This is a genomic window from Candidatus Skiveiella danica, from assembly GCF_022705245.1.
In the GTDB taxonomy this organism is placed as follows: domain Bacteria; phylum Pseudomonadota; class Gammaproteobacteria; order Burkholderiales; family Burkholderiaceae_C; genus Skiveiella; species Skiveiella danica.
Window position 1 is genome coordinate 41,485 of the sequence record NZ_JAKJEW010000016.1, and the last position, 20,089, is coordinate 61,573.

Annotated in this window: 20 protein-coding genes; 9 read left to right on the top strand and 11 right to left on the bottom strand. The window is 66.6% G+C overall.

Annotation, left to right across the window (positions count from 1 at the left end; translation table 11 throughout):
* Positions 1 to 87 precede the first annotated feature (87 nt).
* The gene (locus tag ACMUOY_RS10760) at positions 88 to 990 is read left to right on the top strand and encodes an MBL fold metallo-hydrolase (protein WP_413892720.1); all 903 of its coding nucleotides are present in this window, start codon (positions 88 to 90) and stop codon (positions 988 to 990) included.
* A gap of 105 nt (positions 991 to 1,095) precedes the next feature.
* On the opposite strand, the gene rsmI is transcribed toward ACMUOY_RS10760, so the two are convergent.
* The gene (rsmI, locus tag ACMUOY_RS10765; protein ID WP_413892721.1) at positions 1,096 to 2,007 is read right to left on the bottom strand and encodes a 16S rRNA (cytidine(1402)-2'-O)-methyltransferase; all 912 of its coding nucleotides are present in this window, start codon (positions 2,005 to 2,007) and stop codon (positions 1,096 to 1,098) included.
* Between the two features lie 11 nt (positions 2,008 to 2,018).
* On the opposite strand from rsmI, the gene ACMUOY_RS10770 reads away from it, so the two are divergent.
* The 3 genes from ACMUOY_RS10770 to ACMUOY_RS10780 all read left to right on the top strand — a co-directional run bounded on the left by ACMUOY_RS10770 (position 2,019) and on the right by ACMUOY_RS10780 (position 3,766).
* The gene (locus tag ACMUOY_RS10770; protein ID WP_413892722.1) at positions 2,019 to 2,420 is read left to right on the top strand and encodes a YraN family protein; all 402 of its coding nucleotides are present in this window, start codon (positions 2,019 to 2,021) and stop codon (positions 2,418 to 2,420) included.
* A gap of 81 nt (positions 2,421 to 2,501) precedes the next feature.
* Positions 2,502 to 3,101, top strand: coding sequence for an SIS domain-containing protein (locus ACMUOY_RS10775; RefSeq protein WP_413892723.1), 600 nt, complete (start codon positions 2,502 to 2,504; stop codon positions 3,099 to 3,101).
* Positions 3,098 to 3,766 (top strand): BON domain-containing protein, encoded by a 669-nt coding sequence (locus ACMUOY_RS10780; protein ID WP_413892724.1) that lies wholly within the window; start codon positions 3,098 to 3,100, stop codon positions 3,764 to 3,766. The genes ACMUOY_RS10775 and ACMUOY_RS10780 overlap by 4 nt, the downstream gene beginning before the upstream one ends.
* A 58-nt stretch (positions 3,767 to 3,824) precedes the next feature.
* Here ACMUOY_RS10780 and ACMUOY_RS10785 read toward each other — a convergent pair whose 3' ends face one another.
* From ACMUOY_RS10785 to ACMUOY_RS10800, 4 genes are read right to left on the bottom strand one after another with little or no spacing between them, the layout of a single operon-like run.
* Positions 3,825 to 4,739 carry an NAD(P)-dependent oxidoreductase gene (locus ACMUOY_RS10785; RefSeq protein ID WP_413892725.1) on the bottom strand — a complete coding sequence of 305 codons (915 nt, stop codon included), beginning with the start codon at positions 4,737 to 4,739 and terminating at the stop codon, positions 3,825 to 3,827.
* 44 nt (positions 4,740 to 4,783) lie between these two features.
* On the bottom strand, positions 4,784 to 5,920 hold the full coding sequence (locus ACMUOY_RS10790) for a PilT/PilU family type 4a pilus ATPase (protein ID WP_413892726.1): 1,137 nt from the start codon (positions 5,918 to 5,920) through the stop codon (positions 4,784 to 4,786).
* 27 nt (positions 5,921 to 5,947) lie between these two features.
* A complete protein-coding gene (locus tag ACMUOY_RS10795; RefSeq protein WP_413892727.1) occupies positions 5,948 to 6,577 on the bottom strand; it encodes a cyclic nucleotide-binding domain-containing protein in 630 nt (209 codons plus the stop codon).
* 50 nt (positions 6,578 to 6,627) lie between these two features.
* Positions 6,628 to 7,671 carry a type IV pilus twitching motility protein PilT gene (locus tag ACMUOY_RS10800; RefSeq protein ID WP_413892728.1) on the bottom strand — a complete coding sequence of 348 codons (1,044 nt, stop codon included), beginning with the start codon at positions 7,669 to 7,671 and terminating at the stop codon, positions 6,628 to 6,630.
* Positions 7,672 to 7,706: 35 nt separating this feature from the next.
* On the opposite strand from ACMUOY_RS10800, the gene ACMUOY_RS10805 reads away from it, so the two are divergent.
* A complete protein-coding gene (locus ACMUOY_RS10805; protein ID WP_413892729.1) occupies positions 7,707 to 8,408 on the top strand; it encodes a pyridoxal phosphate-binding protein in 702 nt (233 codons plus the stop codon).
* Positions 8,409 to 8,502: 94 nt separating this feature from the next.
* The gene (locus ACMUOY_RS10810) at positions 8,503 to 9,054 is read left to right on the top strand and encodes a bactofilin family protein (protein ID WP_413892730.1); all 552 of its coding nucleotides are present in this window, start codon (positions 8,503 to 8,505) and stop codon (positions 9,052 to 9,054) included.
* A gap of 12 nt (positions 9,055 to 9,066) precedes the next feature.
* On the opposite strand, the gene ahpF is transcribed toward ACMUOY_RS10810, so the two are convergent.
* A complete protein-coding gene (gene ahpF / locus ACMUOY_RS10815; RefSeq protein WP_413892731.1) occupies positions 9,067 to 10,647 on the bottom strand; it encodes an alkyl hydroperoxide reductase subunit F in 1,581 nt (526 codons plus the stop codon).
* A gap of 151 nt (positions 10,648 to 10,798) precedes the next feature.
* Positions 10,799 to 11,374, bottom strand: coding sequence for an alkyl hydroperoxide reductase subunit C (ahpC, locus tag ACMUOY_RS10820; RefSeq protein WP_413892732.1), 576 nt, complete (start codon positions 11,372 to 11,374; stop codon positions 10,799 to 10,801).
* Positions 11,375 to 11,634: 260 nt separating this feature from the next.
* Between ahpC and ACMUOY_RS10825 the strand changes: the two genes are divergently transcribed.
* Positions 11,635 to 13,146, top strand: coding sequence for a CoA-acylating methylmalonate-semialdehyde dehydrogenase (locus ACMUOY_RS10825; protein WP_413892733.1), 1,512 nt, complete (start codon positions 11,635 to 11,637; stop codon positions 13,144 to 13,146).
* Entirely contained in the window at positions 13,143 to 14,855 is a 1,713-nt protein-coding gene (locus tag ACMUOY_RS10830; RefSeq protein ID WP_413892734.1) for a GMC family oxidoreductase, read from the top strand. Before ACMUOY_RS10825 ends, ACMUOY_RS10830 begins: the two co-directional genes overlap by 4 nt.
* A 110-nt stretch (positions 14,856 to 14,965) precedes the next feature.
* Here ACMUOY_RS10830 and ACMUOY_RS10835 read toward each other — a convergent pair whose 3' ends face one another.
* Both ACMUOY_RS10835 and ACMUOY_RS10840 read right to left on the bottom strand, forming a co-directional pair.
* Positions 14,966 to 15,373 carry a hypothetical protein gene (locus ACMUOY_RS10835; RefSeq protein ID WP_413892735.1) on the bottom strand — a complete coding sequence of 136 codons (408 nt, stop codon included), beginning with the start codon at positions 15,371 to 15,373 and terminating at the stop codon, positions 14,966 to 14,968.
* 32 nt (positions 15,374 to 15,405) lie between these two features.
* Positions 15,406 to 16,875 (bottom strand): ammonium transporter, encoded by a 1,470-nt coding sequence (locus ACMUOY_RS10840; protein WP_413892736.1) that lies wholly within the window; start codon positions 16,873 to 16,875, stop codon positions 15,406 to 15,408.
* A gap of 388 nt (positions 16,876 to 17,263) precedes the next feature.
* Between ACMUOY_RS10840 and ACMUOY_RS10845 the strand changes: the two genes are divergently transcribed.
* A complete protein-coding gene (locus ACMUOY_RS10845) occupies positions 17,264 to 18,022 on the top strand; it encodes a sulfite exporter TauE/SafE family protein (RefSeq protein WP_413892737.1) in 759 nt (252 codons plus the stop codon).
* Between the two features lie 39 nt (positions 18,023 to 18,061).
* Here the strand turns inward: ACMUOY_RS10845 and ACMUOY_RS10850 are convergent, their stop codons facing one another.
* Both ACMUOY_RS10850 and ACMUOY_RS10855 read right to left on the bottom strand, forming a co-directional pair.
* Positions 18,062 to 19,249, bottom strand: coding sequence for a PQQ-binding-like beta-propeller repeat protein (locus ACMUOY_RS10850; RefSeq protein WP_413892738.1), 1,188 nt, complete (start codon positions 19,247 to 19,249; stop codon positions 18,062 to 18,064).
* Positions 19,250 to 19,354: 105 nt separating this feature from the next.
* A complete protein-coding gene (locus ACMUOY_RS10855) occupies positions 19,355 to 20,026 on the bottom strand; it encodes a carbonic anhydrase (RefSeq protein ID WP_413892739.1) in 672 nt (223 codons plus the stop codon).
* Between the last annotated feature and the right edge of the window lie 63 nt (positions 20,027 to 20,089).

Consider the following 20,089-nt stretch of genomic DNA (forward strand, 5'->3'; position numbering starts at 1 on the left):
AAGGCTTCCCGGCACCTCCCCGACGCCTGCTGCGGCAGAATCCCCAGAGGCCAATCATTTCAGCCAATCCATTCAACCCCAGACCTGATGACGGAAGTACCCCAGCAACAGATCGGCGCCGTGACCGTGTTCTTTGGCGACCGCAACGGCAAGTACCCGGACGGCAACCAGGTGGTGGTGGCCGGTTCGGACCTGCGCGTGGCGTTTGACACGCCGCTGGTGGCCAACCGCATCGGGCCGGCGCTGGATGGCGTCGATACCGTCATCCTGGGCCATGTGCACGAAGACCACATGGCCGGCCTGCACCGTCTGCCGCGCGCGGCGGTCTGGGTGCACGAGGCCGATGTCGAGGCCGCCCGCAGCTGGGCGGGGCTGGCCCGCCACTACGGCTACCCGGGCGACACCAGCGAGCGCCTGCGCGCGATGATCGCGGCGAAGTTTCACTACCACCCCCGGCCCGACGCCCAGCCGTATGCCGACGGTGCGCGGTGGGACCTGGGCGGCGGCATCTCCGTCACCGCCATCCACCTGCCCGGGCATACCAGCGGCCATTGCGCGCTGCTGGTGGAGCCGGCGGGCGTGGCCTTCATCGGCGACATCGACCTCACCGGCTTCGGCCCCTACTACGGCGACGCGACCTCCAGCCTGGCGGCCTTCCGACGCTCGCTGGAGGCGGTGAAAGCCATCCCGGCGCGCGCATGGGTCACGTCACACCACCGCGGCGTCGTCAGCGACCGGGCGATCTTTCTGGACCTGCTGGCCGCTTTCACCGCCCGCATCGACGAGCGCGCCGAGCGCCTGCTGCAGATGCTGGGCGACGGGCCATCCACGCTGGATGCCCTGGTGCAGCGCCGCCTGACCTACCCGGTCGGCTATGACGAGCTGTGGGTCAACGACGCCGAGCGGCGCACCATTGCCCAGCACCTCGACGAGCTGGTGGCCGACGGGCGGGCGCGGGTGCTGGACGACGGGCGATTCGCGCGGACCTGATCGGTCCACGAAGAACCTCAAAAAAAGCTCTTCGCCCGAAATACGGGTCGAAATGGCCTGTTCCCAGCGTCCGGCGGTTACCAATTGCTATTGATTCAGGAGTTTTCAGGCCTCGTCCTCGGACTTGCGCAGCGCCAGCGCTGCGTCGTACAGCGTGTTCTTCGGGCGGCCGGTGATCTCGGCGGCCAGCTTGACGGCGGTCTTGAGCGGCAGCTCGGCCAGCAGCAGCTTGAGCACGCGTTGGTCGTCACCGGCATCGGCCGCCACGCTCGCACCGTGCAGCACGACGACGAATTCTCCGCGCAGGCGGTTGGCATCGCCCGCCAGCCAGGCCGGGCCGTCCCTGGCGGGCAGGGTGACGATGTCTTCGAACTGTTTGGTCAGCTCGCGCCCGAATGTGACGAGGCGCTCACCCAACGCGGCCAGTGCGCCGGCCAGGGCCTCGATGCGGTGCGGGGCTTCCAGCAGCACCACGGCCCGCGGTTCGGCGGCCAGCAGCACCACGGCGCGCTCGCGCTCGGCGGCCTTGGTGGGCAGGAAGCCCGCAAACACGAAGCCGCCCTCCTGCGTCATGCCCGCGGCGCTGAGCAGTGTGGTGATGCTGCTGGCGCCGGGCAGCGGCACCACCGGCAGGCCGGCGGCGCGCACGGCGGCCACCAGGCGTGCGCCGGGGTCGCTGACGGCCGGCGTGCCGGCATCCGACACATAGGCGATGCGCAGGCCGTGGCGCAGGTGGTCGATCACCGCGCCGGCGGCCTCGGCCTCGTTGTGCTGGTGCACGGCCAGCAGCTGCGCGCCGGGGCGCTCGATGCCGTAGGCGCGCAGCAGCTGCTGGGTGTGGCGGGTGTCTTCGCAGGCCACCGCGTCCACCAGCGCCAGCACATGCAGCGCGCGCAGCGTGATGTCGGCCAGGTTGCCAATCGGCGTGGCCACGACAAACAACGCCCCCTGCGGATAATGCTGGTGCGACGCGGCCTCGCGGGCCGCGCTCAGGGCCGGGGCAAAAGAAGCGCTCAAGGAGGAGGTCAATGGGTTTCCTGGCAAAAATGGCCGGTCTGCAGGCGGCCACACCGCCCACCACGAAGCAGAAGGGCGACGCCGCCGAGGACGCGGCGCTGCGCCATCTGCAAGCCGCCGGCCTGCGGCTGCTGGCGCGCAATTATCGGACGCCGGGGCGCGGGGGCGGCGAAATCGACCTGATCCTGCGCGCACCAGACGGCACGCTGGTGTTTGCCGAGGTACGCCAGCGCGCCAGCACCTCGCACGGGGGTGCCGCCGCGAGCGTGAGCGCCACGAAGCAGCGGCGCATCATCTTCGCCGCCCGCCACTACCTGATGCGCCTGGGCGCGCCGCCGCCGTGCCGCTTTGACGTGGTGGTGGTGGAACCCGCGGGCCTGCAATGGCTCCAAGGGGCATTCGACGCGGGCTGACCCGCGCCCCACAGCCGACCTGAAACGGCTTGTTACGCCCCTTGGCCGTGGCTTCAGACACGGCGGTTATCATCAAAGACCATGCTTGAGCAACGCATCCAACAGCATTTCATCGACAGCGCCGACCTGAAGTACCAGTCCGCGCAGACGCTGTGCAAACCGGTGGAGGCCGCCATTCAGGCGCTGCTGGCCTGCGTGACCAGCGGGGGCAAGGTGCTGGCCTGCGGACACGGCGCATCCGCCACGCTGGCGCAGCATTTCGCAACGCTGTTCGTCGGGCGTTTCGAGCGCGAGCGGCCCGAGCTGGCCGCGCTGGCGCTGAACGCCGACGGCGCGGTGCTGACCGCCATCGTGCGCGGCGACGAGGCTGCCCAGGTGTTTGCGCGCCAGGTGCGCGCGCTGGGCCAGGCCGGCGATGTGCTGCTGGTGATATCCATTGCCGGCCAGGAGGCCAGCCTGTTGCGCGCGATCGACGCGGCGCATGAGCGCGACATGACCGTGCTGGCGCTGACCGGCCAGGGCGGTGGCCCGGTGGGCCAGGCGCTGCGCGAGACCGATGTGCAGGTCTGCGTGCCGCACGAGCGCATGGCGCGCATCCATGAAGTCCAGACGCTGGTGCTGCACTGCCTGTGCGACGGCGTGGACACCCAGTTACTTGGTGAACAGGAGCTCTCCCCATGAAGAACATGAACAACGCCCGTTACCTGCTCGGCGCGCTGGCAGCCGCTGCCATTGCCGTCGCCCTGGGTGGCTGCGCCGCCGCCGTGGTCGGCGGTGCCGTCGCCGGCGGCATGGTCGCGACCGACCGGCGCAGCACCGGCGCGCAGGTGGACGACCAGAACATCGAGCTGCGCGCGTCGAGCAGCCTGAGTGGCACGTTCGGCGAGCGGTCCCATATCAACGTGACCAGCTACAACGCGCAGGTGCTGATCACCGGCGAGGTGCTCACCGAGCAGGACAAGCAGCAGGCGCAGCAGATCGTGGGCAAGGTGCCCGGCGTGCGCTCCGTGGTCAATGAGCTCGGGGTCATGCCCGTGACCTCGTTCAGCCAGCGCTCGGAGGATTCGCTGATCACGGCCAAGGTCAAGGCGTCGATGGTGGATGCGTCGGACGTGTTTGGCACGCTGTTCAAGGTGGTGACCGAGCGCAACACCGTCTACCTGATGGGCCGCGTCACCCAGGCCGAAGCCAACCGGGCGACCGAGATCGCACGCAGCACCAGCGGCGTGCAGCGCGTGGTGCGCGTGCTGGAGATCGTGACCGAAGCGCAGCTGCAGCCGCCGCCCCCGACCCCGGCCACCCCGGCCACCCCGTCCGCCGCGCCAGCCTCAGCCCCGAAATCCTGAGTCGCTGCTGTCGCCACCAGGCGGCACGCGCAGTGGCAAGCAGGAGGGCATCAGATCCTCAGCGCAGGCGCTTGATCAGACTGGAAGTGTCCCAGCGCTGCCCGCCCATCTGCTGGATATCGGCATAGAACTGGTCCACCAGGGCCGTCACCGGCAGGCGCGCACCGTTGCGGCGGGCCTCGTCGAGCACCAGACCGAGGTCCTTGCGCATCCAGTCCACCGCAAAGCCGAAGTTGAACTGGTCGGCCACCATGGTCTTGCCGCGGTTGTCCAGCTGCCAGCTTTGCGCTGCGCCCTTGCCGATCACGTCCAGCACCTGGTTCATGTCCAGCCCCGCCTTCTGGCCGAAGGCGATGGCCTCGCTCAGGCCCTGCACCAGGCCCGCGATGCAGATCTGGTTCACCATCTTGGCCAGTTGCCCGGCGCCGCTGGCGCCCAGCAGCGTGAACGCACGCGAGAAGGCCATGGCCACCGGCCGCGCCGCCTCGAAAGCCGCGGCATCGCCGCCACACATCACGGTCAGTGCGCCGTTCTGGGCGCCCGCCTGGCCGCCCGAGACCGGCGCATCGACAAAGTGCAGGCCGATGTTCTTCGCGGCGGCGTGCAGCTCGCGCGCCACGTCGGCCGAGGCCGTGGTGTGGTCCACGAAGATCGCGCCCGGCGCCATGCCGGCGAAGGCTCCATCGGCCCCCAGCGTGACGGACCGCAGGTCATCGTCGTTGCCGACGCAGCAGAACACGATGTCGGCGCCCTGGGCCGCCTCGCGCGGCGTTTCAGCATGTTTTGGCCGGCTTCCCAGCGTGAATTCGTCACACCATGCTATTGCTTTTGATGCGCTGCGGTTGTACACCGTGACACGGTGGCCGGCGCGGGCGAGATGGCCGGCCATGGGATAGCCCATGACGCCCAGCCCCAGAAAGGCGACGTTGCGGGCGGGCGTGGACTCGTAGGCGCGTGGCTGGATGCTGCTCATGAGGAAGGTATCGGGTTGATGTCGCGCGACGCCGGCGGGCGCGTTCAGACGATGGAGAAATGTTCGGTGCCGGCAGCCAGGTCGGGCGACTTGCCGCGCTGGCTGTTGAGCTTGATCTGCAGGCGCAGGTCGTTCACGGAGTCGGCGTTGCGCAGCGCGTCTTCGTAGGTGATCGTGTGGGATTCATACAGTGTGAACAGGGCCTGGTCGAAGGTCTGCATGCCCAGGTTGCCGCTCTTCTTCATGATTTCCTTGATCTCGGAGACCTCGCCCTTGAACACCAGGTCGGCAATCAGCGGGCTGTTGAGCATGATCTCCACCGCGGCAATGCGCCCCTTGCCGGCCTGGCGCGGGATCAGGCGCTGCGAGATCATGGCCTTGAGGTTCAGCGACAGGTCCATCAGCAGTTGCGCGCGCCGCTCCTCGGGGAAGAAGTTGATGATCCGGTCCAGCGCCTGGTTGGCGCTGTTGGCATGCAGCGTGGCCATGCACAGGTGGCCGGTTTCGGCAAACGCAACCGCGTGCTCCATGGTTTCGCGGTCGCGGATCTCGCCCATCAGGATCACGTCCGGAGCCTGGCGCAGCGTGTTCTTCAGCGCCGCCTCCCAGCTCTCGGTGTCGATGCCGATCTCACGCTGCGTGACCACGCAGTTCTTGTGCGTGTGCATGAACTCCACCGGGTCTTCCACCGTGATGATGTGGCCGAAGGAGTTCTCGTTGCGCCAGTCGATCATGGCCGCCAGGGTGGTGGACTTGCCGGAACCGGTGGCGCCGACCAGGATGCACAGGCCGCGCTTGGACATCGCGATGTCCTTCAGCACCGGCGGCATCGCAAGCCCGTCGATGGTGGGCAGGGTGGCCGGAATCACCCGCAACACCATCCCGATCTTGCTCTGCTGCACGAACGCGCTGACGCGGAAGCGTCCGATCGTGGCCGGCGCAATTGCGAAGTTGCATTCCTTGGACCGCTCGAAATCGGCAGCCTGTTTGTCGCTCATGATCGAGCGCGCCAGCGCCTGGGTGTGTGCGCCGGTCAGCGGCTGCGGCGAGAGTTTGGTCACCTGCCCGTCGACCTTGATGGCGGGCGGGAAGTCAGCGGTGATGAAAAGGTCGCTGCCGTTGCGGCTGATCATCAGCCGGAGCAGGTCGTTGATGAATTTGCTTGCCTGATCGCGTTCCATGGTGGATGTGTTCGGATAGGAGGACGATCAGCGCCGCTCGGTCATGCGCGCGCCGACGGCGCGCAGACGCAGCGACATCTTGCGCGCCAGCAGGGCAATCAGGCTCGCGGCCAGCTGCGGGCGCACCGTCATCATTTCATCGAGCGCCTCGGCGCCGAGGATGGCGACCTCGCATTCGGTCAGCGTGATGCAATGGGAGAAACGCTTGCCGCTGTCGAGCAGGGACATCTCGCCCAGGATCTCGCCCGGGCGCGCCTCGCTCAGGCGCACGCGCTCGCCCCATTGCTGGTCGCGGTCCACCGCCATGTTGCCCGACAGCAGAACGATCATGAAGCTGCCGTATTCGTCCTGGCGCATCAGTTCGCGGTCGGCCGCCACGGTGGCAAAGTCGAAGAAATGCATGAGTTGGTCCATCGCGGCGCTGTCCAGGCGCTTCATGTGCGGGTCACGGGCCCACAGGGCCTGCAGCTTGGGCGCGCCCTTGTCTGCGTTCAAGCGCTTGGCGCCCACCTCGACCGCGCGCGCCTCCCAGGGGATGGCCACGTCGGCGCTGATGCCGTGATCGGCAAACGCCGTGGAGAAGAAGACGGACTCGCCCGCCTCTTTGCGCTCTTCCGGCGGCAGTTTGTGCCGCAGCAATCCGAGTATGCCTTTCATGAACCTTCCCCCTTTTGCTGGACAGTTGTTGCGATCGGACCGCCGGAAGATCAACCCGGGAAGTTCTCGGGGATCTTGGCCTTGGCGCGGGCTTCTGCTGCGGAGATGACGTTGCGCCGCACCAGATCGGTCAGGTTCTGGTCCAGGGTCTGCATGCCGACGTTGTTGCCGGTCTGAATGGTCGAATACATCTGCGCCACCTTGGCCTCGCGGATCAGGTTGCGAATGGCGCTGGTGCCGATCATGATTTCATGCGCAGCCACCCGGCCCTGGCCGTCCTTGGTCTTGCACAGGGTCTGCGAGATCACCGCCTGCAGGGATTCGCTGAGCATGGCGCGAATCATGTCCTTTTCTTCGGCCGGGAACACGTCGATCACGCGGTCGATCGTCTTCGCAGCGCTCGAGGTGTGCAGCGTGCCAAACACCAGGTGGCCGGTTTCAGCGGCGGTCATCGCCAGGCGGATGGTCTCCAGGTCGCGCATTTCGCCGACCAGGATGGCGTCCGGGTCCTCCCGTAGCGCAGAGCGCAACGCCGCGCTGAAGCTCAACGTGTGCGGGCCGACCTCGCGCTGGTTGATCAGACACTTCTTGGATTCGTGCACGAATTCGATCGGGTCCTCGATCGTGAGCACGTGGCCGTATTCGCTTTCGTTGAGGTGGTTCACCATCGCCGCCAGCGTGGTCGACTTGCCGGAGCCTGTCGGCCCGGTCACCAGCACCATGCCGCGGGGTTTGAGCGCCAGATCACCGAAGATGCGAGGGGCGTTGAGCTGCTCCAGTGTCAGGATCTTGGATGGAATGGTTCGGAACACCGCCCCAGCGCCACGCTGCTGGTTGAACGCATTGACACGAAAGCGCGCCAGGCCGTCGATCTCGAACGAGAAGTCGACCTCCAGGAACTCCTCGTAGGCCTTGCGCTGCGAGTCGTTCATGATGTCGTAGACCATGGCGAACACGCTCTTGTGGTCCAGCGCCTCGACGTTGATGCGGCGCACATCGCCGTGCACCCGGATCATCGGTGGCAGCCCCGCCGACAGGTGCAGATCAGAGGCCTTGTTCTTGACGCTGAATGCCAGCAGTTGGGTAATGTCCACGGATCCCTCGCTCGTTTGATACGCTCGCGGCCATTATGACGATGATTGCGGACAATCTCCAGAGCGTGCGCACGCGCGTGCAAGCCGCCTGCCGAGCCTGCGGGCGCGACCCGGCAGAGGTGGCGCTGCTGGCGGTATCCAAGACCTTCGGTCCTGAGGCGGTGCGTGCGGCCCATGCAGCGGGCCAGACCGCTTTCGGTGAAAACTACATCCAGGAGGCGGTGGACAAGATGGCAGCGCTGGCCGATCTGCCACTGGTCTGGCACTGCATCGGGCCGATCCAGTCGAACAAGACACGGCTGGTGGCCGAGCATTTCGACTGGGCGCACACGGTGGACCGGCTGAAGATCGCGCAACGCCTGTCGGAGCAGCTGCCCGCGCACCGGGCGCCGCTGCAGGTCTGCCTGCAGGTGAATATCGACGGCGGTCCGACCAAGTCGGGGGTGGCACCATCGGATGCCTTGACGCTGGCGCGCGAGGTCGCGCAGTTGCCGAACCTGGTGCTCAGGGGCCTGATGACGATCCCTGAGCCCGCGCCGAACTTCGCCACGGCGCTGGCCGTGCACCGCCAGGCCCGCGCGCTGTTCGACCAGCTGTGCGCGGCCGGCCTGGCGCTGGACACCTTGTCCATGGGCATGACCGCCGACCTGGAAGCCGCCGTCCATGCCGGCAGCACGATGGTGCGGGTCGGCACGGCTATCTTCGGCGGACGTGCCCATGCGGCCGCGCCCGGCTGATTTCGAACTTATTTGGTTACCGATCTTGCGTCTGCGACGCCAGTTGTAAGCCCTTGGGGCCCCAGGATGGAGACCTCTTCACTCAGGACTCTCCATGGCCTCCACCCCCTTTTTCGGCAAGCGTGAATCCCCCGTCCTGCCCACGCGTCCCAGCCCGCACGCCAGCCTGACGGGCGATGCCCCGGCGGCCGCCAGGGCAAGCGACAGCCCACCCGTTGCACCCCCGGTCGAGGGCGTGCCCCTCTCGCCAGTGGCAGAGGCGTCCGTTGCAGTGCCGGGCGGCAGCAAGCTCATCGTCGGCCCCAACATCAAGCTCAAGGGGGTCGAGATCACCGACTGCGACACGCTGGTCGTCGAAGGCCTGGTGGAGGCGACCATGGATTCGCGCCTGATGCAGATCGCCGAGATCGGCGCGTTCAAGGGCTCGGCCCAGATCGACATCGCGGAAATCCGCGGCAGCTTTGACGGCGACCTGACCGTGCGCGACCGGTTGGTGATTTATGGCACCGGCAAGGTGACTGGCACCATCCGCTACGGCAAGGTGGTGATCGAGGAAGGCGGGCAACTCGCGGGCGACATCAGCGTCGGCACCAGCGAGAGGGCCCGCGCGGCCAGCCCCCTGCCGGCGTTGCAGCGCGCGGCCTGACCCGCGCCGCCCTCAGGCCGCAACGGCTTCAAGTGCCGGCGTGCGGATCAGGTGGTCGAAGGCGCTCAGGGCCGCGGTGGCGCCGGCTCCGGCCGCGATCACGATCTGCTTGAACGGCACCGTGGTGCAGTCGCCGGCCGCAAACACGCCCGCCACGCTGGTCTGGCCCTTGGCGTCGATCACGATCTCGCCGAACTTCGTCAGCTCCAGCGTGCCCTTGAGCCATTCGGTGTTGGGCACCAGGCCGATCTGCACGAACACGCCCGCCAGCGGGACGAGGTGCTCCTCGCCGGTGGCGCGGTCCTTGTAGCGCAGGCCGTTGACCTTGCCCTCGGCGCCGGTGATCTCGGTGGTCTGGGCGTTGGTGTGCACCGTCACGTTGGGCAGGCTGTGCAGCTTTCGCACCAGCACGGCATCGGCCTTGAGCTCGGGCATGAACTCGATCACGGTGACGTGCTTCACCACGCCGGCCAGGTCGATGGCGGCCTCGATGCCGGAGTTGCCGCCACCGATCACCGCCACGTCCTTGCCCTTGAACAGCGGGCCGTCGCAGTGGGGGCAGTAGGCCACGCCTTTGTTCTTGTACTCGGCCTCGCCGGGCACATTGACGTTGCGCCAGCGCGCGCCGGTGGACAGGATCACGGTCTTGCCCTTGAGCGAGCCGCCATTGGCCAGCTTCACCTCGATCAGCCCGCCCGGCTCGGCAGCCGGGATCAGCTTGTCGGCGAGCTGCAGGTTCATGATGTCCACGTCGTAGGCGCGGGCATGGGCCTCCAGGGCAGCGGCGAACTTGGGGCCGTCGGTCTCCAGCACCGAGATGTAGTTCTCGATCGCCAGCGTGTCGTTGACCTGCCCGCCGAAGCGCTCGGCCGCCACACCGGTGCGGATGCCCTTGCGCGCGGCATAGACCGCGGCGGCCGCGCCGGCCGGGCCACCGCCGACGATCAGCACGTCGTACGGCGCCTTGGCGCTAAGCTTGGCCGCGTCCCGCGCAGCCGCACCCGTGTCGAGCTTGGCGACGATTTCTTCCACGCCCATGCGGCCGGAGCCGAACACGGTGCCGTTCAGGAAGACCATGGGCACCGCCATGATTTCGCGGGCGTTGACCTCGTCCTGGAAGGCGCCGCCTTCGATCACGGTGGTCTTGACCTTGGGGTTCAGGATGGCCATGAGGCTGAGCGCCTGCACCACGTCCGGGCAGTTGTGGCAGCTCAGGGACATGTAGACCTCGAAGTTGAAGTCACCGTCCAGCGCCTGGATCTGCTCGATCACCTCGGCCTCGACCTTGGGCGGGTGGCCGCCGGTCCACAGCAGGGCCAGCACCAGCGACGTGAATTCATGGCCCAGCGGCAGACCGGCGAAGCGCAGGCTGTTGGGGGAGCCCGCGCGCTGCAGCGTGAACGAAGGCTTGCGAGCATCGGTGCCATCCGTGCGCAGCGTGATCTTGTCGGCGCGCAGGGACTGGATGGTCTGCAGCAGGTCGAGCATCTGGCGCGAGGTGTCGTCGTCGCCCAGAGTGGCCACCAGCTCGAACGGTTGCGTCACGCGCTCCAGATAGGCTGCGAGTTGGGACTTGAGGGTATCGTCGAGCATGGTGTGAACTCCTGATTCAGTAGCGTTGAACGACCGTTCGACGCTGGGTATTGGCTATTTTTGGCGAAAAAAAGCCGGACGGCAGGGGCAAGGCCCTGTCGCCGTCCGGCGCGCGACACCCGGGGTGCCGCGGGGGGAGAGCCGTGGCCGGTCAGATCTTGCCGACGAGGTCCAGCGACGGGGCCAGGGTCTTGGCGCCTTCGTTCCACTTGGCGGGGCACACTTCACCCGGGTGGGCGGCGGTGTACTGGGCGGCCTTCAGCTTGCGCACCGTTTCCTTGACGTCGCGGGCGATCTCGTTGGAGTGGATTTCCAGCGTCTTGATGATGCCATCGGGGTTGATGATGAAGGTGCCGCGCAGCGCCAGGCCTTCTTCGGGGATGTGCACACCGAAGGCGTTGGTCAGGGTGTGGGTGGGGTCGCCCACCAGCGGGAACTTGGCCTTGCCCACCGCGGGGGAGGTTTCGTGCCACACCTTGTGCGAGAAATGCGTGTCGGTGGTGACGATGTAGACCTCGGCACCGGCCTTCTGGAACTCGGCGTAGTGGTCGGCAGCGTCCTCGATCTCGGTCGGGCAGTTGAAGGTGAACGCGGCCGGCATGAAGATCAGCACCGACCACTTGCCTTTCAGGCTCTGGTCGGAGACTTCAATGAACTCGCCCTTGCCGCTGCGGTTGACGAAAGCGGTGGTCTTGAAGGGCTGAACGGGCGTGTTGATCAGGGACATGAGGGACTCCTTTGCGGTTGATGAATCGATTGGTTGTCTGAACCAATGGGTGAATCATAGCGATGACCTATCAATAGTGGAATTTGGTTTTTTCTAAGCTATTGATAGCCAATCTTTATGGTCAGATTGAACAGACGCGGCCGCCTGTGGAACACAGGGCCGGGGCCTCCCCGGGGCCATATAGTCGGTGGTTGAAGCGAAATCGTTGGAAATCCCGGGGGGATTTGGCGACACTCGCTGGATTCCCCGGAGATTTCACCATGAGCACAGCCACTATTCAGCACTACATCAACGGACAGCGCACGCGCGGCAACAGCGCTCGCGCCCAGGATGTCTTCAACCCCGCCACCGGCGCCGTCACCGGCCAGGTGGCCCTGGCCAGCAGCACCGATGTGGACGCAGCCGTAGCCGCTGCGCAAGCCGCCTTCCCGGCCTGGGCCGACACCCCGCCGATCCGTCGCGCGCGGGTGATGTTCAAGTTCCTGGAGCTGCTAAACCACCACAAGGACGCGCTGGCGGAGATGATCACGCTCGAGCACGGCAAGGTGTTCACCGACGCGCAGGGCGAGGTCTCGCGCGGCATCGACATCGTCGAGTTCGCCTGCGGGATCTCACAGCTGCTCAAGGGCGATTTCACCGACCAGGTCTCCACCGGCATCGACAACTGGACGCTGCGCCAGCCGCTGGGCGTGGTGGCGGGCATCACGCCGTTCAACTTTCCGGTGATGGTGCCGATGTGGATGTTCCCGCTGGCCATCGCGGCCGGCAACTGCTTCGTGCTCAAGCCCAGCCCGATCGACCCCAGCGCCAGCCTGTTCATCGCCGACCTGCTCAAACAGGCCGGATTGCCGGACGGCGTGTTCAACGTGGTGCAGGGCGACAAGGAAGCGGTGGACGCGCTGCTGGTGCACCCCGACGTGAAGGCCATCAGCTTCGTGGGCTCCACGCCGATCGCGAATTACATCTACGAGACCGGTGCACGCCATGGCAAGCGCGTGCAGGCGCTGGGCGGCGCGAAGAACCACATGGTGGTCATGCCCGACGCCGACATCGATCAGACCGTGGACGCGCTGATCGGCTCGGCCTATGGCTCGGCCGGCGAGCGCTGCATGGCCATCAGCGTGGCCGTGTTTGTTGGCGACGTCGGCGACCAGGTCATCCCGAAACTGGTGGAGCGGGCCCGAGCCCTCAAGGTCAAGGACGGCATGGAGCTGGACGCCGAGATGGGCCCCATCGTCACCGCCGCCGCGCACGCCCGCATCACCGGCTACATCGAGCAGGGCGTCAAGGAAGGCGCCCAGCTGCTGGTGGACGGGCGCAGTTTCCAGGGCGCGAGCGCCGGCCCCGGCTGCTCGGAAGGCTTCTGGCTGGGCGGCACGCTGTTCGACCAGGTCACGCCCGGCATGCGCATCTACAAGGAAGAAATCTTCGGCCCGGTGCTGGTGTGCGTGCATGTGGCTGATTTCGCTGCCGCGGTGCAACTGGTCAACGACCACGAATTCGGCAACGGTGTGAGCTGCTTCACCCGCGACGGCAACGTGGCGCGCGAGTTCAGCCGCCGCATCCAGGTGGGCATGGTCGGCATTAACGTGCCAATCCCCGTGCCCATGGCCTGGCACGGCTTCGGCGGCTGGAAGCGCAGCCTGTTCGGCGACATGCACGCCTATGGCGAGGAGGGTGTGCGCTTCTACACGAAGCAGAAATCCATCATGCAGCGCTGGCCCGAGAGCACGCCCAAGGGCGCCGAGTTCGTGATGCCGACCGCGAAATGAGCGAAACCACCTTCGACTACATCATCGTCGGCGCCGGCACAGCGGGCAGCCTGCTGGCCAACCGGCTGTCGGCCGATGCCAGCAAGCGGGTGCTGCTGATCGAGGCCGGGCGCAAGGACGACTACCACTGGATCCACATCCCGGTGGGCTATCTGTATTGCATCGGCAACCCGCGCACCGACTGGCTCTACAACACCGAGCCGGCCGCCGGCCTGAACGGGCGCACGCTGCGCTACCCACGCGGCAAGACCCTGGGCGGGTGCAGCAGCATCAACGGGATGATCTACATGCGCGGGCAGGCCCGCGACTACGACCAGTGGGCGCAGCTGACCGGCGATGAGACCTGGTCCTGGCGCAACACGCTGCCCTGGTTCAAGCTGCACGAGGATCACTACAAGGGCGCCAACGCCGCGCACGGCGCCAAGGGCACGCCCTCCGAGTTGCTGGAAACGCCTGGTGACGCAGCCGACGCCGTCTGGCGTCAGGTGCTGCGCCACCACCAGGCGGGTGGTGAATGGCGCGTCGAGAAACAGCGCCTGCGCTGGGACGTGCTCGACGCCTTTGCGCTGGCCGCGCAGGAGGCCGGCATTGCGGCCACCGACGACTTCAACCGCGGCGACAACGAAGGCGTGGGCTACTTCGAGGTCAACCAGCGCGCCGGCTGGCGTTGGAACACGGCCAAAGCCTTCCTGCGCCCGACCTGTTACGCGCGCCCCAATTTCGAGCTCTGGACATCGGCGCAGGTCGCCCGACTGGTGGTCGATGCGCCGGCAGACGGCCCGAAGCGCTGCACCGGCGCACAGGTCTGGAACGGCCACGAGCTGGTCACGGCGACCGCCACGCGCGAGGTCATCCTCTGCGCGGGCTCCATCGGTACGCCGCAGATCCTGCAGCTCTCGGGCATCGGGTCCGGCGCATTGCTGCAACAGCACGGCATTGCACCGGTGCATGAGCTGCCCGGCGTGGGCGCCAACCTGCAGGATCACCTGCAGATCCGGGCCGTATTCAAAGTGCAGGGCGTGCAGACGCTCAACACGCTGGCCAACTCGCTCTGGGGCAAGGCAAAGATCGGTCTGGAATACGCGCTCAAGCAAAGTGGCCCGATGAGCATGGCGCCCAGCCAGCTCGGCGCCTTCACGCGCAGCTCGCCTGACCGGCCCTACCCCAACATCGAATATCACGTCCAGCCGCTGAGCCTGGATGCCTTCGGCGAGCCGCTGCACGCGTTTCCGGCCTTCACCGCCAGCGTCTGCAACCTGAACCCCACCAGCCGCGGCACGGTGCAGATCCGATCGGCCCGCTTCGAGGACGCGCCGGCCATTGCGCCCAACTACCTCAGCACTGACGAAGACCGCAAAGTCGCCGCCGACAGCCTGCGCCTGACCCGCAAGATCGTTGCCCAGCCGGCCCTGGCGAAATACAAGCCCGAAGAGTTCCGGCCCGGCGTGCAATTCCAGACGGATGAGGAACTGGCGCGCCTGGCTGGCGACATCGCCAGCACCATCTTCCATCCGATCGGCACGACGAAAATGGGCCGCGCCGACGACCCGATGGCGGTAGTGGACAGCCGTCTGCGCGTGCACGGCGTGGCCGGTCTGCGCATCGTGGATGCCGGCGTGATGCCCACCATCACCAGCGGCAACACCAACAGCCCGGTGCTGATGATGGCCGAAAAAGCGGCGCGCTGGATCATGGCCGACGCCCACTAAGTGGCACGGGTCCGGTCTCCCTGTCAGCGGGAGGCACTTTCTTTGCGCAACGATGGCCGGCCCTGCCCATGCCGCAGGCCGTTGGCGCAAACCGCCGGGTCATCGACCCCTCAGCGCAGCCCGCCGACGTAGCGTCCACTGTCTGCGTCGTCCGGATCACGGGGTCCCGGCGGCCGGGTGTCAGAAAACAGGGACTCGGCCCAGCCGGGTTTTCTGGCCTCGCTCTCGCGCGCGACGGCAGGGCCTGTGGCCGGAGCGGGCGCGCGCGGTGGCGCGATGGCGCCGAGCAAGGTCTTGCGGGGCGCGGGCGCAGCCATCATGGCCTGCTCCAGGCGTCCGGCCCACTCGGCGACGTCTTCCATGCCGGGCTCGAGGGCACGCTCCCGGGCAAAACGCACAATCTCGGCCGCATATTCGGCGTTGACGGCCAGCCATTCGGTATCCGTCACCCGGCCGGTCTTGCGGCGCAGGAGCACATGCAGACGGGCAGCGATCGCAAGTCTTTCACTGGGCAGCATGGTGTTCTCCTGGACGGCAGTCGGCAAAGGGGTCAGGTGCCAATGCGCTCGCGGTGTTGCGCAATGTCCAAGCCGGTCTGCTCGGCGGACTCGTCCACACGCAGGCCCACGAGTTTGCGGATCACGATCAGCAGCAAAGCGCTCATGACCGCGCCATAGGCGAGCACAACCAGCGTCGCCAGCGCTTGCGTCGCGACGCTGCCCTGCACGCCCGACACCAGCGGGCTCGCCAGCAGACCGGTCAACAGGGATCCGACGATGCCACCGATGCCGTGCACACCGAACACGTCCAGCGAATCATCGGCCTGCAGCAGGCGCTTGAGTCCCGTGGCGCCCCAGTAGCAGGCCAGTCCGGCAATGCCGCCAATGACCACCGCAGAGCCCGGTGTCACGAACCCCGCCGCCGGTGTGATGGCCACCAGACCTGCAACGAGCCCGGAACACAGGCCCAGTAGCGACGGCCGCTGGCGCACGATCCACTCGCCCAGCATCCAGGTCACGGCGCCCGCCGCGGCGGCAATGTGGGTCACCGCCATGGCCAGGCCGGCGCGGCCGTCCGCCGCCACCGCCGAGCCGGCGTTGAAACCGAACCAGCCGACCCACAACAGCCCGGCACCGGCCATGGTCAGGCCGAGGTTGAACGGCTCGAAGGCCTCTCGACCATAGCCCCGCCGCGGTCCGATGAAATACGCACACATCAGGCCGGCGATGCCGGCGTTGACATGCACCACCGTGCCACCGGCAAAATCCAGCGCGCCCATCCGCGCGATCCAGCCCCCCGGTTCCCAGACCCAGTGCGCCACAGGTGCGTACACCAGCAGGGACCAGAGCACGATGAACCACAGCATCGCCGAAAACTTCATCCGCTCCACGAACGCACCAACAATCAGTGCCGGCGTGATGATGGCAAAGGTCAGCTGGAACATTGAGAACACCGATTCCGGAATGTTCGGGGCGATGTGGCTGACCGACACCTTCCCCGCGTCCTTGAGGTAGGACAGGCCCTCGAACCAGAACCGGCTGGTGCCACCGATCCAGCCGTTGCCGGGCGTGAAGGCCAGCGAATAGCCGAAGGCGAACCACAGCAGGGTGACCACAGCGGCAATTGCCACAACACTGGCCATGGTGTTGATGACGCTCTTCTTGCGCACCATGCCGCCGTAAAACAGCGCGATGCCGGGCAGGGTCATCAACAGCACGAGCGCCGTGGCCGTCATCATCCAGGCCGTATCGGCGCCGTTGAGGCTGGATTGCGCCACCAGAGCCGGCCGGGTCAGCGGGGCGGGGGCGGCGACAGCAGGCGCAGAAGCCACAGGAACCGGTGCCTGGGCAGAAGCCAAGATGGCCGGCACGCCTTGGGCGCCGACATCGGCGGCAGCACTGGCCGAAACGGCCGCTGGCACCGCCGGCGCGTCCGGCTGCCCCGGCTGGGCCCAGACGGCAATGCCCATGACCAGTGCGCAAACACCAATCGCCACCTTCGCGCCCACTGTGTTCTTCATCCTGCTTCCTGTTCGGGTGTGGTACAGGACACTCAGTGCAAACCCCATGCCAGCCGCTTCAGGGGTCAAGACCGCCTTGACCCCCGTCAAATGCCCGGTTGTGGAACATGGGCGAGCTGAAACTGCACGGGAAATCCCTGATGCACAGAACCGGTGCGCCCCGTACAGTTCGCGCACTCGCAAACGGGCCCCGGCCCTGCTTGCAGGGGACCGAGGAGACACTCTCAAACATCACAATCCAATGTTCAGGCGTCCGTCCGAGACGCATTCAAAGGCGCCGCAACCCGGCGCCTTTTCTTTTTTCGGCATCCAGCAGGCCTTTTCCCAGCGTCATATGGCCATATGACGCTATGACTTTTATAGCAAATCCGGGTGCGACAATCCCCGCATGGAACTTCTGATCATCTCGCTGGCCTCGCTGCTGGCCGGGCTGGTGGACTCGATCGTGGGTGGTGGCGGCCTGATTCTGGTGCCCGCGTTGTTCGCCACCTTCCCCTCTGCCCATCCGGCCACGCTGTTCGGCACCAATAAGAGCGCCTCGGTCTGGGGGACGGCGATCGCCACGGTGCAGTACAGCCGGCGGGTGCAGATGCGCTGGGCCGCCCTGATGCCGGCCACGGTTGCGGGTTTTGCTGGCGCCTTTGCCGGGGCGTGGGTCGTCACGGTGATCGACCCCGGCTTTCTGCGCAAACTGTTGCCGCTGATTCTGCTGGCGGTGCTGGTTTACACGCTGGCCCGCAAGGACCTCGGGCGCACTCACGCACCGCGCTTTGCGGGCTCCCTTGAAAAATGGCTGGCTGCGGCAATTGGTGCGGTGATCGGGTTCTACGACGGCTTCTTCGGGCCGGGCACCGGCAGCTTTCTGGTGTTCCTGTTCGTGCGCCTGCTCGGCTATGACTTCCTGAACGCGTCGGCGTCGGCCAAGCTGGTCAACACCGCGACCAACCTGGCTGCGCTGATCCTGTTTGCCGCCAAAGGCCACGTCTGGTGGCATTTCATGGTGGCCATGGCGCTGGCCAACGTAGCGGGCAGCCTGCTGGGAACCCGGCTGGCGCTCAAGCACGGCGCGGGCTTCGTGCGCGGCGTGTTCATCGTCGTGGTCAGCGCGCTGATCCTGAAGACCGGCTACGACGCTTTCCTGCGGTAGCCCGCGCTGACCGACCCGCGCAGCAGGATCCGGCTGCGACTACTTCTTCAGCGCCGACTTCCAGTCGCGGAAGACGTCGAGGTCCACGCCATCGGGGTAGTTCAGCAGGCCAGGCTTGAAGCCTTTCTTGCCCTTCTCGCCGTATTGCCAGATGATCTCCTTGGTCTTGCGGTCAACCACGATCACGCGGTCGTTCAGGTCGTCCACGATCAGGATGTCACCGGTATCGGGCAGTTCGCGGGCAATCGAGGAATGGTCCAGCGCCTTCTCGCCGTCTTTCACGAAGTACTCCCAGGTGACCTTTCGCGTGGCCGGATCGAAGATCACCACTCGGCCGGGCTTCCAGAAGTCCGCCACGATGACCTGCTTGCCGTCCACGGTCGGGAACGCGTCGGACGGGTAGCGAATGCCGGGCGCCTTGACGCTCCACAACACCTTGCCCTCGCGGGTGATGCGCGAGATCCACGCATCGCTGATTTCGGTCACCAGGATGTCGCCATTGTCCAGCGGCGTGGCGCCATTCGGGTGGGCCAGTTCGTGGGGTGGATTGTGTTTGCACTTGCCGGGTGTGCCCCACTGGGTGGCGATCTTGTTGGTGGCCGGGTCGATGATCAGCACCCGGCAGTTGCGGATATCGGCAGTGAGGAATTTGCCATCGGCCAGCAGGTGCGCATCATCCGGGTAGTTCAACAGGCCTTCGCCACTGCCGCGCCGGTCGGGCATGCCGTAGGTCCAGGTCAGCTGGCGCTTCTCGTAGTCGACGATGTGCACATCGAAGTTGTCCTCCTCGCTCACGGCCAGCAACTTGCCGTCCGCAGAGAAATTGACGTCTTCATTGCCGCGGTACACCTTCAGGCTGGGCGAGGGGAATTCCCAGACGATGCTCTTGTCGGGCGCAATCTCGATCAGCCGGTTGTTGCGCCGGTCGGCGATCAGGATGGGATAAGGCAGGGGCTTGCCCCAGGACGCCACCGGATTCTTCCGGCTGCCGGTCACTGGCGGAATGGGAGGCAACGTGACGCCGCTGCTGACCGCGCCGGCCCCCATCATCTCGGGTGTGACCGTGACCTCCACCCCGGCACCCTTGATTGGTTTGTCCTTCTGCGGCGCCACCGGCGAGGCCAGGAGCGGGACGGCCAGAAGGCCCAGAACCAGGGCGAGCGCGGTACGCGTGGCCGGCGTTTTGCGAATCCAGCGGGGCAAACGGGTGTCAAGCTTCAAAGGCATACAAACTCCTGTGCGCCCGGCAACAGGCCAGCGCCACAAACGGGATTGTTCGACATTGCGTGTGAAAAGGCCTTGACCTGCAACAAGGCCGCGGCATCGCCGGCCTCAGGGACTTTCGAGCACCACGCGTCCGTGCAGCGGCTGCACCGCCCGGGCATTGTCGGCAAAGCGCTGCCGGTAGCGCGCCAGCTGCGCGGGGGAGAGCTCCAGCGGCTGCTTCAGGACGACCCATTCCACGCCCTCGGTGCAGGGCGGCGCGGTCAGCGATCCCGGATAACGGAAATAGCCACGGCCAGACGGCAGCAGGCTGCGTGCTTCCACCGTCACACCCATCGGGCTGTGGTCGCCATCGGCGCGCGCGGGGATCAGCGGCAGCAGGCTGGCCAGCAAGGGGTTTTCTTTGCCCAGGCGGAACAGCACCACCACCGCCAGCAGCTGCCCGGACGCGCTCTTGTGCAGCAGGTGAACCGCCATCGGAAATTCCTCTCCCGCAATGCGGTCACCACCGGGCGTGTGGAAATGAAACTGCTGCAACCCATACCGCTCCTTGCCGATGCGCAGTTCGCTGCCGCGGCCAAAACGCACGCGCACGGTATGGCCATCGTCCGCCAGCTTCAAGGGCGCGGTATGGTAGTCGAAGTTCAGGGGCGGCAACGCCTGGCGCGCGGTCGTGCCCGGCCGGATGTCGATGGGCGACTGGCGCCGGCCGATGTCGCACAGCGTGGCGCCATTGGCACCCGCGCAGGCCCACACCACCATCCAGGCCACGACTCTCATGGCATGAAGACCGCGGCCGCTTGCACAGGCCATTTCACCCCTCCGACGGGCTGCCCCAAGGAG

Coding starts and splice junctions, on each gene's coding strand:
- ACMUOY_RS10760 (WP_413892720.1), top strand. CDS start 88: ATGACGGAAGTACCCCAGCAACAGATCGGCGCCGTGACCGTGTTCTTT.
- ACMUOY_RS10770 (WP_413892722.1), top strand. CDS start 2,019: ATGGGTTTCCTGGCAAAAATGGCCGGTCTGCAGGCGGCCACACCGCCC.
- ACMUOY_RS10775 (WP_413892723.1), top strand. CDS start 2,502: ATGCTTGAGCAACGCATCCAACAGCATTTCATCGACAGCGCCGACCTG.
- ACMUOY_RS10780 (WP_413892724.1), top strand. CDS start 3,098: ATGAAGAACATGAACAACGCCCGTTACCTGCTCGGCGCGCTGGCAGCC.
- ACMUOY_RS10785 (WP_413892725.1), bottom strand. CDS start 4,739: ATGAGCAGCATCCAGCCACGCGCCTACGAGTCCACGCCCGCCCGCAAC.
- ACMUOY_RS10790 (WP_413892726.1), bottom strand. CDS start 5,920: ATGGAACGCGATCAGGCAAGCAAATTCATCAACGACCTGCTCCGGCTG.
- ACMUOY_RS10795 (WP_413892727.1), bottom strand. CDS start 6,577: ATGAAAGGCATACTCGGATTGCTGCGGCACAAACTGCCGCCGGAAGAG.
- ACMUOY_RS10805 (WP_413892729.1), top strand. CDS start 7,707: ATGACGATGATTGCGGACAATCTCCAGAGCGTGCGCACGCGCGTGCAA.
- ACMUOY_RS10810 (WP_413892730.1), top strand. CDS start 8,503: ATGGCCTCCACCCCCTTTTTCGGCAAGCGTGAATCCCCCGTCCTGCCC.
- ahpF (WP_413892731.1), bottom strand. CDS start 10,647: ATGCTCGACGATACCCTCAAGTCCCAACTCGCAGCCTATCTGGAGCGC.
- ahpC (WP_413892732.1), bottom strand. CDS start 11,374: ATGTCCCTGATCAACACGCCCGTTCAGCCCTTCAAGACCACCGCTTTC.
- ACMUOY_RS10825 (WP_413892733.1), top strand. CDS start 11,635: ATGAGCACAGCCACTATTCAGCACTACATCAACGGACAGCGCACGCGC.
- ACMUOY_RS10830 (WP_413892734.1), top strand. CDS start 13,143: ATGAGCGAAACCACCTTCGACTACATCATCGTCGGCGCCGGCACAGCG.
- ACMUOY_RS10835 (WP_413892735.1), bottom strand. CDS start 15,373: ATGCTGCCCAGTGAAAGACTTGCGATCGCTGCCCGTCTGCATGTGCTC.
- ACMUOY_RS10840 (WP_413892736.1), bottom strand. CDS start 16,875: ATGAAGAACACAGTGGGCGCGAAGGTGGCGATTGGTGTTTGCGCACTG.
- ACMUOY_RS10845 (WP_413892737.1), top strand. CDS start 17,264: ATGGAACTTCTGATCATCTCGCTGGCCTCGCTGCTGGCCGGGCTGGTG.
- ACMUOY_RS10850 (WP_413892738.1), bottom strand. CDS start 19,249: ATGCCTTTGAAGCTTGACACCCGTTTGCCCCGCTGGATTCGCAAAACG.
- ACMUOY_RS10855 (WP_413892739.1), bottom strand. CDS start 20,026: ATGAGAGTCGTGGCCTGGATGGTGGTGTGGGCCTGCGCGGGTGCCAAT.